General features: G+C 70.2%; 13 protein-coding genes. 7 read left to right on the forward strand and 6 right to left on the reverse strand.

The annotated features are described in order from the left end of the window. The first annotated feature begins 55 nt into the window (after positions 1-55). From fdhF to DDE23_RS16480, 3 genes are read left to right on the forward strand one after another with little or no spacing between them, the layout of a single operon-like run. Positions 56-2,938, forward strand: coding sequence for a formate dehydrogenase subunit alpha (gene fdhF, locus DDE23_RS16470; RefSeq protein WP_107753091.1), 2,883 nt, complete (start codon positions 56-58; stop codon positions 2,936-2,938). 4 nt (positions 2,939-2,942) lie between these two features. Continuing rightward, on the forward strand, positions 2,943-3,773 hold the full coding sequence (gene fdhD, locus DDE23_RS16475) for a formate dehydrogenase accessory sulfurtransferase FdhD (protein WP_107753094.1): 831 nt from the start codon (positions 2,943-2,945) through the stop codon (positions 3,771-3,773). Beyond that, positions 3,763-3,987, forward strand: coding sequence for a formate dehydrogenase subunit delta (locus DDE23_RS16480; protein WP_107753096.1), 225 nt, complete (start codon positions 3,763-3,765; stop codon positions 3,985-3,987). Before fdhD ends, DDE23_RS16480 begins: the two co-directional genes overlap by 11 nt. 34 nt (positions 3,988-4,021) lie before the next feature. Here the strand turns inward: DDE23_RS16480 and DDE23_RS16485 are convergent, their stop codons facing one another. From DDE23_RS16485 to DDE23_RS16495, 3 genes are all read right to left on the reverse strand, one after another. Continuing rightward, positions 4,022-4,534 carry a hypothetical protein gene (locus DDE23_RS16485; protein WP_107753098.1) on the reverse strand — a complete coding sequence of 171 codons (513 nt, stop codon included), beginning with the start codon at positions 4,532-4,534 and terminating at the stop codon, positions 4,022-4,024. Between the two features lie 11 nt (positions 4,535-4,545). Beyond that, positions 4,546-5,007: a hypothetical protein gene (locus DDE23_RS16490; protein WP_133239582.1), complete on the reverse strand. Its 462-nt coding sequence runs from the start codon at positions 5,005-5,007 to the stop codon at positions 4,546-4,548. Between the two features lie 253 nt (positions 5,008-5,260). After that, entirely contained in the window at positions 5,261-5,797 is a 537-nt protein-coding gene (locus DDE23_RS16495) for an outer membrane protein assembly factor BamD (RefSeq protein WP_133239583.1), read from the reverse strand. 71 nt (positions 5,798-5,868) lie between these two features. Between DDE23_RS16495 and DDE23_RS16500 the strand changes: the two genes are divergently transcribed. The 4 genes from DDE23_RS16500 (at position 5,869) to DDE23_RS16515 (ending at position 11,299) form a co-directional block, all read left to right on the forward strand. Continuing rightward, complete coding sequence (locus DDE23_RS16500; protein ID WP_107753104.1) at positions 5,869-6,633, forward strand: hypothetical protein; 765 nt, start codon at positions 5,869-5,871, stop codon at positions 6,631-6,633. An 88-nt stretch (positions 6,634-6,721) separates the two neighbouring features. Beyond that, on the forward strand, positions 6,722-8,650 hold the full coding sequence (locus tag DDE23_RS16505) for a secretin N-terminal domain-containing protein (RefSeq protein WP_107753105.1): 1,929 nt from the start codon (positions 6,722-6,724) through the stop codon (positions 8,648-8,650). 7 nt (positions 8,651-8,657) lie between these two features. Then, positions 8,658-10,094, forward strand: coding sequence for a GspE/PulE family protein (locus DDE23_RS16510; RefSeq protein ID WP_107753107.1), 1,437 nt, complete (start codon positions 8,658-8,660; stop codon positions 10,092-10,094). Further along, entirely contained in the window at positions 10,091-11,299 is a 1,209-nt protein-coding gene (locus DDE23_RS16515; protein WP_238150025.1) for a type II secretion system F family protein, read from the forward strand. The genes DDE23_RS16510 and DDE23_RS16515 overlap by 4 nt, the downstream gene beginning before the upstream one ends. Here the strand turns inward: DDE23_RS16515 and DDE23_RS16520 are convergent. The 3 genes from DDE23_RS16520 to DDE23_RS16530 are packed head-to-tail and all read right to left on the reverse strand — an operon-like array spanning position 11,289 to position 13,422. Continuing rightward, the gene (locus tag DDE23_RS16520) at positions 11,289-11,771 is read right to left on the reverse strand and encodes a hypothetical protein (RefSeq protein ID WP_107753109.1); all 483 of its coding nucleotides are present in this window, start codon (positions 11,769-11,771) and stop codon (positions 11,289-11,291) included. The two genes, DDE23_RS16515 and DDE23_RS16520, sit on opposite strands and share 11 nt — an antisense overlap. Continuing rightward, positions 11,768-12,265: a type II secretion system protein GspM gene (gene gspM / locus DDE23_RS16525; RefSeq protein ID WP_107753111.1), complete on the reverse strand. Its 498-nt coding sequence runs from the start codon at positions 12,263-12,265 to the stop codon at positions 11,768-11,770. The genes DDE23_RS16520 and gspM overlap by 4 nt, the downstream gene beginning before the upstream one ends. Continuing rightward, positions 12,262-13,422 (reverse strand): type II secretion system protein L, encoded by a 1,161-nt coding sequence (locus DDE23_RS16530; RefSeq protein ID WP_107753113.1) that lies wholly within the window; start codon positions 13,420-13,422, stop codon positions 12,262-12,264. Before DDE23_RS16530 ends, gspM begins: the two co-directional genes overlap by 4 nt. Positions 13,423-13,424: the final 2 nt, after the last annotated feature.

Genomic DNA, 13,424 nt, shown 5'->3' on the forward strand with positions numbered 1-13,424 from the left:
AGCTGATCGCCCGCTGCCCCAAGCCAAAAGCCAAACCCCAAGGGGAGACCACGCCATGAAGGATTTCATCATTCCCTGGGACGATCGCGACTACGGCACCCCTGCCTCGCGGTCTGAAAAGCAGGTCACGCTGACCATTGATGGCTTCGAGGTGACGGTGCCCGAAGGCACCTCGATCATGCGCGCCGCCTCGCTGGCCGGGATCCAGATCCCCAAGCTCTGCGCCACCGACAGCGTCGAGGCTTTCGGCTCGTGCCGCCTGTGTCTGGTGCAGATCGACGGCCGCAACGGCACCCCCGCCTCCTGCACCACGCCGGTGGCCGAGGGGCTGACCGTCCACACCCAGAACGAGACGCTGAAGCGGCTGCGCAAGGGGGTGATGGAGCTCTACATCTCGGACCACCCGCTGGACTGCCTGACCTGCGCCGCCAACGGCGATTGCGAATTGCAGGACATGGCCGGGGCCGTGGGCCTGCGCGACGTGCGCTATGACGCGGTCGACACCCATTTCCGCCCGCGCCATAACGGCCATGCCAACCCGCAATACATGGCCAAGGACACGTCGAACCCCTATTTCGACTATGACCCGTCCAAATGCATCGTCTGCTCGCGCTGCGTGCGGGCCTGCGAAGAGGTGCAGGGCACCTTCGCGCTGACCATCCAGGGCCGGGGCTTTGACAGCCGCGTCTCGGCGGGCATGTCGGGCGACACCTTCCTGTCGTCGGACTGCGTGTCCTGCGGCGCCTGCGTGCAGGCCTGCCCCACCGCCACGCTGGTGGAAAAGTCGGTCGTGGAAATCGGCACGCCCGAACGCTCGGTCATCACCACTTGCGCCTATTGCGGCGTCGGCTGCTCGTTCAAGGCGGAACTGCGCGGCGATGAGCTGGTGCGCATGGTCCCCCACAAGGACGGCAAGGCCAACCGCGGCCACAGCTGCGTCAAGGGCCGCTTCGCCTGGGGCTATGCCACCCACAAGGAACGCATCCTCAACCCGATGATCCGCGACAAGATCACTGATCCCTGGCGCGAAGTCAGCTGGGACGAGGCGCTGGGCTTCGCCGCCAACCGCATGAAGGGCATCATCGCCGAACACGGTCGGCAGTCGGTCGGTGTCATCACCTCGAGCCGCTGCACCAACGAGGAAACCTACCTCGTGCAGAAGCTGACCCGCGCGGTGTTCCTGAACAACAACACCGATACCTGCGCCCGCGTCTGCCACTCGCCGACCGGCTACGGCCTGGGCCAGACCTATGGCACCTCGGCCGGGACGCAGAACTTCGACAGTGTCGAGCATTCCGACGTCATCATGGTGATCGGCGCCAACCCCAGCGCCGCGCACCCGGTCTTCGCCAGCCGGATGAAGAAACGCATCCGCCAGGGCGCCAAGCTGATCGTGGTCGATCCGCGCCGCACCGAAACGGTCGAGGCGGCGCATGCCAATGCGACCCATCACCTGCCGCTGCGCCCGGGCACCAACGTGGCCGTGGTCACGGCGCTGGCGCATGTGATCGTGACCGAGGGCCTGATGAACGAGGCCTTCATCCGCGAGCGCTGCGACTGGGACGAATTCCAGGACTACGCCGAATTCGTCAGCCAGCCGCATCATGCGCCCGAAGCGGTCGAATCGCTGACCGGCGTCCCGGCCGAGACGGTGCGCGAGGCGGCGCGGCTCTATGCCACCGGCGGCAACGGCGCGATCTATTACGGGCTGGGCGTGACCGAGCACAGCCAGGGCTCGACCACCGTCATCGGCATCGCCAACCTCGCCATGCTGACCGGCAACATCGGCCGTCCGGGCGTCGGCGTGAACCCGCTGCGAGGCCAGAACAACGTGCAGGGCTCGTGCGACATGGGGTCGTTCCCGCATGAACTGCCGGGCTATCGTCACGTCAAGAACGACGACGTGCGCGCGCTGTTCAAAGGGGCCTGGGGCGTCGACATCGACAACGAGCCGGGCCTGCGCATCCCCAACATGCTGGACGCGGCGGTCGAGGGCAGCTTCAAGGGCCTCTATTGCCAGGGCGAGGACATCCTGCAATCCGATCCCGACACCAAGCATGTCGCGGCGGGCCTCGCGGCGATGGATTGCGTCATCGTGCATGACCTCTTCCTGAACGAGACGGCGAATTACGCGCATGTCTTCCTGCCGGGCTCGACCTTCCTCGAAAAGAACGGGACCTTCACCAACGCCGAGCGCCGCATCAACCTGGTGCGCAAGGTGATGGCGCCGAAGAACGGCTACGAGGATTGGGAAGTCACCCAGATGCTGGCCAACGCGATGGGCGCCAACTGGAACTACGCCCATCCCAGCCAGATCATGGACGAGATCGCGCTGCTCACCCCCTCGTTCGCCGGGGTGAATTACGACATGCTCGAGGCCAAGAACTCGGTGCAATGGCCCTGCAACGAGAAGGCGCCCGAGGGCACGCCGACCATGCACGTCGACGGCTTCGTGCGCGGCAAGGGCAAGTTCATCCGCACCGAATACGTGGCGACGGATGAGAAGACCGGCCCGCGCTTCCCGCTGTTGCTGACCACCGGCCGGATCCTCAGCCAGTACAACGTCGGCGCCCAGACAAGGCGCACCGCGAACGTCGTCTGGCACGATCAGGACGTGCTGGAGATCCACCCCCACGACGCCGAGAACCGCGGCATCCGGGACGGGGATTACGTGCGGCTCGCCTCGCGCTCGGGGGAAACCACGCTGCGCGCGACGATCACCGACAAGGTCTCGCCCGGGGTGGTCTACACCACCTTCCACCACCCGGACACGCAGGCCAACGTCGTCACCACCGATTTCTCGGACTGGGCCACCAACTGCCCGGAATACAAGGTGACGGCGGTGCAGGTCTCGCCCTCGAACGGGCCCTCGCAATGGCAGGAAGACTACGCGGCCCAGGCCGAAATGGCCCGCCGCATCCTGCCGGCCGCCGAGTAAGGCCATGCTGGGTGCCCGCCCCCGTCCACGCCTGGCGTTCGGCACCTCCCCCCAGGGGGGGATCGTGCCGGGCGAGCGCGTCCTGCCCGAGGAGGTCGCCGTCGCGCTGACCTTCAACGGCTCGACCCAGGCGGTGATGATGGCGACACCCGATGACCTCGAGGATTTCGCCTATGGCTTCGCGCTGACCGAAGGGCTGGCGCGGCCCGACGAGATCGAGAGCCTGGAGGTGGTCGAGACCCCGAAGGGCCTCGACGTGCAGCTCTGGGTGGCCGAGGCCGCCGAGGCCCGGCTCAAGGAACGCCGCCGGGTCATGGCCGGGCCGGTGGGCTGCGGGCTGTGCGGGATCGACAGCCTGGAACAGGCGATGCGCGAGATGGCACCGCTGCCCCATGGCGGCTACCGGCTGACGCCGACGCAGATCATGGCCGCCGTCGCCGCCCTGCCCGGACAGCAGGCGCTGCATGACCTGACCCGCTCGGCGCATTGCGCGGGGTTCTGGGACGGGACGCGGATGGTTGCCGCGCGCGAGGATGTCGGGCGGCACAACGCGCTGGACAAGCTGGTCGGGGCGCTGGTCTCGGGTAGGATGGGCAATATTGCCCATCCTGCGAAGGGCGCCGTGGTGCTGACCTCGCGCGTGTCCATCGACCTCGTGCAGAAGGTGGCGGCGCTGGGGGCGCCGGTGCTGATCGCCGTTTCGTCCCCCACCGCCGATGCCGTGGATCTTGCCGACCAGCTCGGCCTTACCCTCATCGCCCAGGCCCGCCCCGAGAGGTTCGAGGCCTTTACCCACACCGACCGCATCGAGACGGAGCAATCCCATGTCCGCTGACAAGATCACCCGCATGGCGAACCAGATCGCCGCCTTCATGACCTCGAAGCCGCATGACGAGGGCGTCGCGGGTCTTGCCGCGCATATCAACGATTTCTGGGAGCCGCGGATGCGTCGCCAGTTCTTCGACCTGCTCGACGCGGGCGGCGACGGTTTCGCGCCGCTGGTCCTGGAAGCCGCGCCGCTGATCCGGCGCCCCGCCGCCGCGGCCTGACGGCCGCGGGCGCGCACGCTGGGACGGCCTGGGCTCAGCTGCCCGGCTGATCCCAGGCGTTCAGCATCAGGGTCGCGGTCACCGCGCAGCCCTGGATGCCGTTGAAATTGCGGATCCGGGCGCGCAGGCGGATTGTCGGCGAATGTTCCGAGATCGTGCCGCCCATGTAGGGCGCCAGATCGACGCTGAGGATGCGGATCTGCGTCCTGCTGCCCAGATCGTAGAGCCGCCCCCAGACCACCGCGCCCTCGACCCGGTGCCAGCGCGGCGCCCGGGCGACATCGCCGCGGAACCGGTAGGTGTTCGACCCGCCGACGGCGAAATTCAGCACCAGTTCGCTGGTCCAGCCGCCAAGCTGGCGCGCATTGAGCCGCGCCCGCACCATTTCGGTGCCGACCGGCCAGCCGGAGGCCTCGCAGCCATAGGCATCGCTCAGATAGCCGCCGCCCATGTATTCGGCCTTGGCCGGCAGCGCCGCCATCAGCGCCAGCGGCAGGGACAGGGCCAGCGGCCGCAGCGCCGTCAGGCATTTGTGGAAAATGGTCATGACAGCCCCTCTCAATTGCGGCGCAACGCCAGATAGGCGTCGACCCGGCACCCGGGGTGCTCGTTGAAATTGTTGAAGACAAGCACCAGATTATCGAGCGCGGTATCCGTCGGCGAAGGGATGTTGCCGACGTAATGATAATAGAAATTCATCGTCGGCTCCTCGGGCGACCAGGGGCCGTTCCAGACATAGGTCGCCTGGTCGATGACCTGCGTGTAGCGATAGTTGCGCACGCTGTTGAAGCGGAAGGCGATGGTCCCGGTCGACAGCAGCAGCGCGACCTGCGTCTGGTCATCGGGATTGCCGGGTGCTCCCTGCGGTGCCAGCCGCGCCAGAACCTGATGCGTCCCCGTCCAGCCGTATTCGGCGCAGCTGTCGTTCCTGACCACCAGAAACCCGCCCCCCAGAAACTCGGTCTCTGCTCCGGCCGCCGGGGACGTCGCGCCCAGCGCCAACAGGGTCAATGCGGCCATCCTGGCCCGGCTCTTCCCCCAGGTTCGAGCAATCGCTCCGGTCATGTCCCGTCTCCTTACCAGCACTACGATGCGCAGACGCTGCTGGCGGAACCGGGCGGGAATGGGGCATTTCAGGTCTGATTTATTGTCGTTAACGATTTGGTAGGGATTTTCGCGGGTGTTTTTGCGCGATTTCTACCTTGGGTTGATTTCATTGAGAAAACACCCGGAAAACGCGCGCGCCCGTCGCAGGACGGGTCGCGATCCCGACTCAGCGCAGCCGGGCCAGATCGGCGGCGATCAGGTCCAGCCGCGCCCGCATCGAACCCGTGGCATCCAGCGGTTCGGGGGCCTGCAGCGTGGCGGTGAGATCCGCCTGCGCCGCCATCAGCAGCGTCCGCGTGGCGGCCGTGCCCCGGCCCGCGTCGATCTGGCGGCGGGCTTCCTCGTGCCGCGCGGTGCCGCGCACCGCCAGCGCCGAGAGGCGGATCGCCCCGTCGTGCCGCGCGATCAGCGGATCGGTGGCGGCGACCGCCTCGTCGAAGCGGTTGCCGCGCAGCAGCGCATGGGCATATTCCAGCTGCAACCGGGAGGCGGCGCTGGCATCGACCCTGCCCATCAGCCGGGCATAGGTGCGGATCGCGATGTCGTAATTGCCGGTCTCAAGCGCTTGCCGGGCGACCAGATACTCGGATTCCGCGCCGCCACCGGGCAGGGTTCCGGCGTTCTCGCACGAGGCCAGCGCCGTCGCCACGCACAACGCAGCAACACCGCCCCGGAACCCGCGAAACTCGATCACTGCTCTCACCCTGATTTTTCTTTTCATCCTAGGCCGAGAGGCGGATAATGTCCAGAAAAACACCCAGAGGCTGATCGCGCATGACCCTTGCCACGCCCGCCCGCGTGACGACCGCGCCCTCGCACGCGCAAGCGGCGGGGCGGGCCCCGGCGCTGTGGCTGTTTCCGGCGGCGGCGGTCTGCGGCCTGGGCCTGGGACTGGCCGCCCTCGCCGCCCTTGCCCCTGTCCCGCGCGTGTCCCCCCTGCCCCCGGTCACTGCCCGCGGGATCGAGGCCGGCTCGGCGCCGGCGGTGCCCGAGGCCGGGCGCGACTGGGCCGCGCTTTTCGGCCGCCCGCCCGCCGCCGTGCCCCCCGCCCTGCCACAGGCCCCGCCCGCACCCCCGCCAGAGCCCGCCTATGACCCGGCCGACGATTTCGACCCCGACCTCTATGTCCTGCGCGGCCTTGCCGTCGCCACCGACGCCTCCGAGGGTTTCGCCCTGATCGAGACGCCCGATGGCGCCCTGGTGCTCCGCCGGGGCTCGGTTCTACCCGAGGGCCACGAAATCCTCGAGATCACGGCCGAAGGCATCGTCATCGACGTCTTCGGCGAGGACGTGGTGATCGGCTTTCAGGAAGACCGGCAATCGGTCGATGGCGCGTTCCATGACGCCGATCTGCGCGGCCGCAGCGAAGCGCCCGCGGACCGCGCCGACGGCCTCCCGCCCGAGCGTGAAGGCACCTTCGAGGCCTCACCGCTCGACAGCTTCGACCTGCCGCCCGGCAGCGGCTCGCGCCGCCCCGGCTTTCCCGCCTCCGGCCCTTCGGGCAGCTTCGGACGCGACATGTTCGGCCTGAGCCGATGAACCGCCGCCCCCTGTCGGCAGCGCCGGTCATGGCACCCCGCGTGTCGATGCCCGTTGACGCTGCCTCCTTTTCGGAAACAATTGCCCCATGAGCCGCCTGATTGCCCTGTTCCTTCTGTGCCTGTACCTCGCTCTTGGCGTCGGGCATCCTGCCGCAGCCCAGCTCAGGCTGGATCTGCGCGACGTCGATCTGCGCAATTACATCCAGCTGGTGGGCGAACAGACCGGGCGCAACTTTCTGGTCGATCCCGATGTGCAGGGGACCGTGTCGGTCTTCGCGCCGGTGCCGGTGACGCCCGCCGCGATGTACGAGATCTTCCTCAACGTGCTGGAGATCAACAACCTGACCATTGTCGAGGGCGAGGGCGTCGACCGCATCGTGCCGATGAACGCGGCCGCAAGCCTTGCCTCGGGGGCGGGCCGGGTGCCGCGGCCGGGCGCCTATGAGACGCGCGTGATCCCGGTGCCGGGCGGCGATCTGACCGAAGTCTATGACGTGGTGGAGCCCCTGATCGCGCCCGAGGCGGTGCTGACCCCGGTGCCCTCGGCCGGGCTGCTGATCCTGTCCGACCGCAGCGAGAACATCGGCCGGATCGAGGCGCTGGTCGCCCGGCTGGGTCAGGCCAGCACCCGCTCGGTCGAGACGATCCCGCTGAACTATGCCCGCGCGGGCGAGATGATCGCGGTCCTGCAGGCGGCCCTGCCCGCCACCGGCGGCGCGGGCACCATCGCCGCCGATACCGGCGCCAATGCCATCGTGGTGGCCGGCCCGGCCGAATTCCGCAACCGGGTGCGCAACGTGGTCAACCAGCTGGACCAGCCGCAGCAACGCCCGACCTCGCGCGTGGTGCGGCTGAGCTATGCCCAGGCGACCGACCTCGCCGAGGTGCTGCGCCAGTCGATCGGCGCGGGCGGCGAGGGCGAGGCCGCGATCACCATCGTCGCCGAGCCGCAGACCAATTCCATTCTGGTGACCGCCCCCCGCGACCGGGTCGACGCCATCGCCCAGGCCGTCCATTCGCTGGACATCCGCCCGGCACAGGTGCTGATCGAGGCGGTGATCTTCGAGATTTCGGCCGAGAATTTCTCGGATCTCTCGGTGCAGTTCGGGGGCCTTCTGAACGAGGCCATCGGCGGCGGCACCTCGTTTGCCATGGACGGGCGCTCGTCGCTCATCACGCTGATCTCGCAGGCCATGGCGGGCGGCACGACCACGCCCAACCCCGGCAACGGCGGGTTCATCGGCGCCTCGGACGGGAACTTCGCGGCGCTCATCACCGCCATCGCCCGCGAACGCACCACCCGGCTGCTGAGCACGCCCGCGGTGCTGACGCTGAACAATCAGGAGGCCGAAATCGTCGTGGCGCAGAACGTGCCCTTCGTCACCGGCTCCTATTCCTCGACCCAGGGCGGCTCGGCGCAGGACCCGTTCCAGACCATCGAGCGGCAGGATGTGGGCCTGACCCTGACCGTGACGCCACAGATCACCGATGACGGCACCGTCCGGATGGCCATCGCGCAGGAGGTCTCGAACCTGACCGGCTCGACCGCGGCGGCGGGGGGCGAGATCACCGCCCGGCGTCGGCTGTCGACCAATGCGCTGGTGGGCGACGGTGAGGTCATCATCCTCGGCGGCCTGATCGAGGACAGCTCGACCGCGCAGAACCAGCGCGTCCCGGGCCTGAGCAACATCCCGCTGCTGGGCAACCTGTTCCGCGGCCGCTCGGTACAGGAGGGGCAGCGCGTGCTCCTCGTGATGCTGCGTCCCCGCATCGTCAGCAGCGAGCGCGACGCCACCCGCATCACGCGGGAGATCGCCCGCCAGAGCGAGACGCTCAGCCGCCAGATCGCGCCGCGCAACAATGACAGCCTCTATCCCCAGGTCCGCCGCACCGGCTTTCCCTTCGACGGCGTGGACCTGAACCAGCCCTTCGACGAGACCTATGTCGACCAGGCGGTGCGCGAGCGGCTGTTCCCGCCGCTGCCGCCGCGCCTGAACGTCGGCTCCGGCCAATGAGCGGGCCATGAGCGGCACACGGCTGCCCTTTGCCTTCGCCCGCGACAATCAGGTGGCGCTGGACGAAACGACGCTGCTGACCGGGCCTGAGGCGACGATGAACGGGTTGCGCGCGGCGCGCCGTGCCGCCGGGCGCCCGGTCGATCCCGAGGCGCTGGACCTCGACGCGTTCCAGGCCCGCCTGTCGCGGCTTTACGACACCGGCAAGGAAGAGGGCGGCGAGGTCGCCTTCGATCTGGAGGACAATCCCCAGCGCGCCGCCCGCGATATTCTTGAGGATCCCGAGGATGCGCCGGTCATCCGGCTGGTCAACCAGCTGCTCAGGCAGGCGGTCAGGGGCGCGGCCTCGGACCTGCATCTGGAGCCGCACGAGGACGGGTTGCGGGCCCGGATGCGGATCGACGGCACCATGCAGAACGTCTTCGACCGCCGCGACGTGCCCGCCAGGCGCGTCGTGTCACGGCTGAAGGTCATGGCCGGGCTCGACATCGCCGAGACGCGGCTGCCGCAGGACGGGCGGATCGCCCTCCGGCTGGGCGGGCGGGCCATCGACGTGCGCCTCTCCACCCTGCCCGGCCATCATGGCGAACGGGTGGTGATGCGGCTTCTCGACCGATCCGGCGGGTTGATGGGGCTGGACCGGCTGGGCCTGTCCGAGGAAAACGCGGCGCGGCTGAACCGGCTGGCGGCGCTGCCCAACGGGATCATCCTGGCGACCGGTCCGACCGGGTCCGGCAAGACCACCACGCTCTATTCGCTGCTCAGGCTCGCCGACCGGCGGGAGCGCACGATCCTCACGGTCGAGGATCCGGTCGAATACGACCTGCCCGGCATCAGCCAGACGCCGGTCAACCCCGAGATCGGGCTGACCTTCGCCCGCGGCCTGCGCTCGATCCTCAGGCAGGATCCCGATGTGATCCTGGTGGGCGAGATCCGCGACGGCGAGACGGCGCAGGTGGCCTGCGAGGCGGCGCTGACCGGGCATCTGGTCTTTTCCTCGCTGCACGCCAATTCCGCCCTCTCGGCCGTGGTCCGGCTGCGGGAGCTGGGCGTCGAGGGCTATCTGATCGCCGCCACGCTGCGGGGCGTGATGGCGCAGCGGCTGGTCCGGCGCCTGTGCCCCGCCTGCGCCCGGCACGCCCCCCCGACCGAGGCCGAGGCCGCCCAGTTCCGCGCCCAGGGCGTCGCGGTCCCCGACACCCTGCCCCATGCCCGGGGCTGTGACTCCTGCGACGAGACGGGCTTTTCCGGCCGGGTCGGCGTCTTCGACATCCTCGACATCACCGAGGACCTGCGCGCGGCCATCGACAGCGACGCCTCCGAGGTCCGCCTTCGCGAGGCCGCAGGTCCCCGCCCGACGCTGATGCAATCGGCGCTGGCGCTGGTGGCCGAGGGCAAGACATCCCTCGCCGAAGTGCGCCGCGTGCTGGGTGAAACCCCGTGAAGACCTTCGCCTACACCGCCTATACGCCCGACGGCAAACGCAAGCGCGGCATGGTGGTGGCCGAGGACGAGGGCGACGCCTCGCAACGGGTGGCGGCGCTGGGGCTCATGCCCTCGACGCTCGAGGCGCAGGGCAAGGCCGTCACCCGCACCCGGCGTCGCGAGCGGCGGATCGACCGCGATCTGCTCAGCGTCTTCACCCGGCAGATGGCGGTGCTGCTGGGCGCGGGGCTGGCGGCCGATGCGGCATTGGAGGCGGTGCAGGGGTCGGCCGGGGCGGCACGGATCGAGCGGCTGGCGGCCGAGGCCCGGGCGGGGCTTCTGGAGGGCGAATCCATGGCCGATGCCCTCAGCCGCGCGGGCGGTGCGCTGCCGCCATGGTACGCGGCGGCGGTGCGGGCCGGGGAGCGGTCGGGCGATCTGGGCGCGGTCTTCAACACTCTGGCCGAGCATCTGGAAACCTCGGCCGGGGACCGCGCGGCGATCACCTCGGCGCTGGTCTATCCGGCCTTCGTCACCGTGGTGGCGGTCGTCGTCTGCGCCATCCTGATGACCACCGTCGCGCCCGAGATCGTGGCGATGTTCGAGGATTCCGGCCGCCCGCTGCCGCCCCTGACCATCGCGGTCATGGGGCTGGTCGACTGGGTGCGGGGCCAGTGGCCCATGCTGTTGCTGGGCGCGGCGGCGCTGGTCTTCCTGTGGGTCCTGATCGCCCGCACACCCACGCTCAGGGACCGGCGGGACGGCGTGTTCCTGCGCCTGCCGCTGATCGGGCGGTTCCTCAGGATGGCCGCTGCCGCGCAGTATCTGCGCACGCTGGCCGTGGTCATCAACTCGCGCCTGCCGCTGACCGAGGCGCTGCGCTTTTCGGCCGGTGTCCTCGATATCGCCCGTTACCGCGCCACGGCCGAGGAGGCGGGCGAGGCGCTGAAACGCGGCGAGAGCCTGAGCCAGGCACTGGCGCGGCTCCCGTTCCTGCACCCGGTCGCCCGGCAATTGGTGCAGGCGGGCGAGGCTTCGGCCCGGCTGGGGCCGATGACGGAACGGGCGGCGGTGCTGGCGGAAAGCTGGCTCAGGACCGAACGCAAGCGCGTCTCGGTCATCATCGAACCGGCCAGCATGGTGATCGTCGGCGGCATGGTGCTGACCATCGTGCTGGCCATCCTGCTGCCGATCTTCGACATGCAGGCGCTGGTCAGCGGCTAGCGATCCGCCAGCCGCCCCCCTCCCACAGCAGCGTTACCGGGCCGCCCTCCGCCTGAGCGTCAATCCGGCCCTCGCGAAGCTGCCCGTCGAGGCCGACCAGCAGATCGCCCCCCTCCAGCGCCAGCAGGCCCGGCCCTGCCCCCAGCCAGTCGAGCGCCAGGCTGCCGCTCAGCGCGCCGATCCTGACTGCCGCGCCCTCGGGCTCGGCCCGGGCGGTCGCCTGCCAGTCAGGGCCGCTCAGGCTGAGGTCGAACCCGTCCCAGCCCGCCAGCCGCCAGTCGAAGGCCGCGCCCGCCAGATCCCCCTGCCCCTGCGTGAAGCCGCTGTCATCCTCCAGCCCCGCGACCCAGCCGGGCAGCGCCCAGCCGGTCCGCTCGCTGACCATCCGCAGATGACCCAGCGTGCCCCCGAACACCAGCGCCAGACAGAGACCCAGCCAGAGACCGAGAAAGACGGCGAAAGCGCGGATCATCGCAGCGGCTCCAGTTGCAACTCGGCGTCCACAACACCCGGCGCGCTGCGCTCGATCATCAGGGCCGCCACCCCGTAGCCCGCAGCGCCGATGCCGTCGATCCAGGGCATCAGATCGGCGAAGGCGACCGATTGCAGGCTCAGTGCCACCCGCCCGTTCGGGGCATTGGCGAGCAGCGTCACCGCAGGCCGCAACCCCGCCGCGATGAGCCGCGCCTCGATCCCGCCCAGCCCCACAGGGACGACGCGCCCGGCGTCGGACGGGGCCGCGCGGGGGTCGGGCAGCGCCGCGATCTCGGCCTGACGGGCGCTGTACCAGGCCTGCGTGGCCCGCGCCGCAGCCAGATCGGCACCGGCGGCGGCGCGCGACTCGAGCAGCGGCAGCGCCAGCAGCACCACGAAGGCAAGCGGCAGCGCCCCAAGGAGCAGCAGCGCCAGCAGCAGCCTTTCGCGCGGGCTGCGGCGGGCGAGCTGGCGGGCAAGCGTTGCGATCATGGCTGCGCCTCCAGCGTCAGCGTGGCGCCGACGCCGCCGTCGGGGTCGATGGCCGAACGGCTGGTGCGCGCGGCCAGACCCACCGCGCCCAGCGACGCCACCAACGCGTCGAGCGCCTGGAAATCGGCGAGCTTCACCTCGACCGAAAGCCCGTCGGCACCCAGCGTGACCGCCTGCACGTCAGCCCCGCTCAGCAGCGGCGAGGCCTGCCGCAACAGGTCCAGCGGTCCCAGGGCGGCGACCTCAGGCTGGGCGGCGGCGCGGCGGCGCTCGATCTCGCGCATGACCTGCACCTCGAGGTCCAGAATGGGGCCCGAAGGCAGCAGGTCCCGACGCACCGCCGCCAGCGTCTCTGCCTGCACCGAGGCCGCCTGCGTCCGGTCGCGGGCGATCCCCAGACCCTGCGCCCCGGCCCAGCCCAGCGCCCCCAGCACGATCAGCAGCACCGGCCAGACCAGCCGCCGGATCCGGGCCTCGACCCCCTCGGCATCGGCGCGGGGATCGCGGGCGAAATCGACCGCAGCCTCGCCCAGCGCCATGACACCGGGGGTCAGCGCAGCCGGCAGGTCCCCGGCCTGCGAGACCAGACTCACCCCCTCGAAAAGCCCGGCAAAGGCCGAGGCCGTCTCGCCGGTCAGCAGGACCGCGCGGGGCGGCGCGCTGCCGGCCCGGGCCTCGGCCAGCGCAAGCGTCAGCATCCGCACCGCCAGCGCGTGTTCGGCGGCGAAGCCATCGGCCGGTCCCAGCCGCGCCACCACCCCGTCGCGATCCGCCTCGATCACCCAGAGGCCGGGTGCCGTGGGCAGGGCCAGGTAATCCGGCACCAGCCCCCGGCAGCGCGCCGCCGCCGGGCCCAGCGCACCGCGCCAGCGCAGCACCTGCATCCTCTCGGCGACGGCGACGCGGAACCAATCCTCGGCCCCGTCCAGCCGCGCGGGGCGCACGTCCAGTCCCGGCCCCATCCGGTCCAGAGCTTGCCGCCGCGCCACATCCTCGCGCGCGACGCCTTTCAGCGCTGCGGGCAGGCTCAGCGCGATAAGCGGCGCCTCGGCCCCCGGGACCAGCGCGACGAAGGGACCGGCGGGCGGCGACCCGTCGCCGATCCGCCAGGTCGCAGGCGCGGGCGCGCGTCGGCGGGCAGAGACGGAGTCACGCATTC

It is taken from the genome of Pararhodobacter aggregans (assembly GCF_003075525.1).
Taxonomy (GTDB): Bacteria; Pseudomonadota; Alphaproteobacteria; order Rhodobacterales; family Rhodobacteraceae; genus Pararhodobacter; species Pararhodobacter aggregans.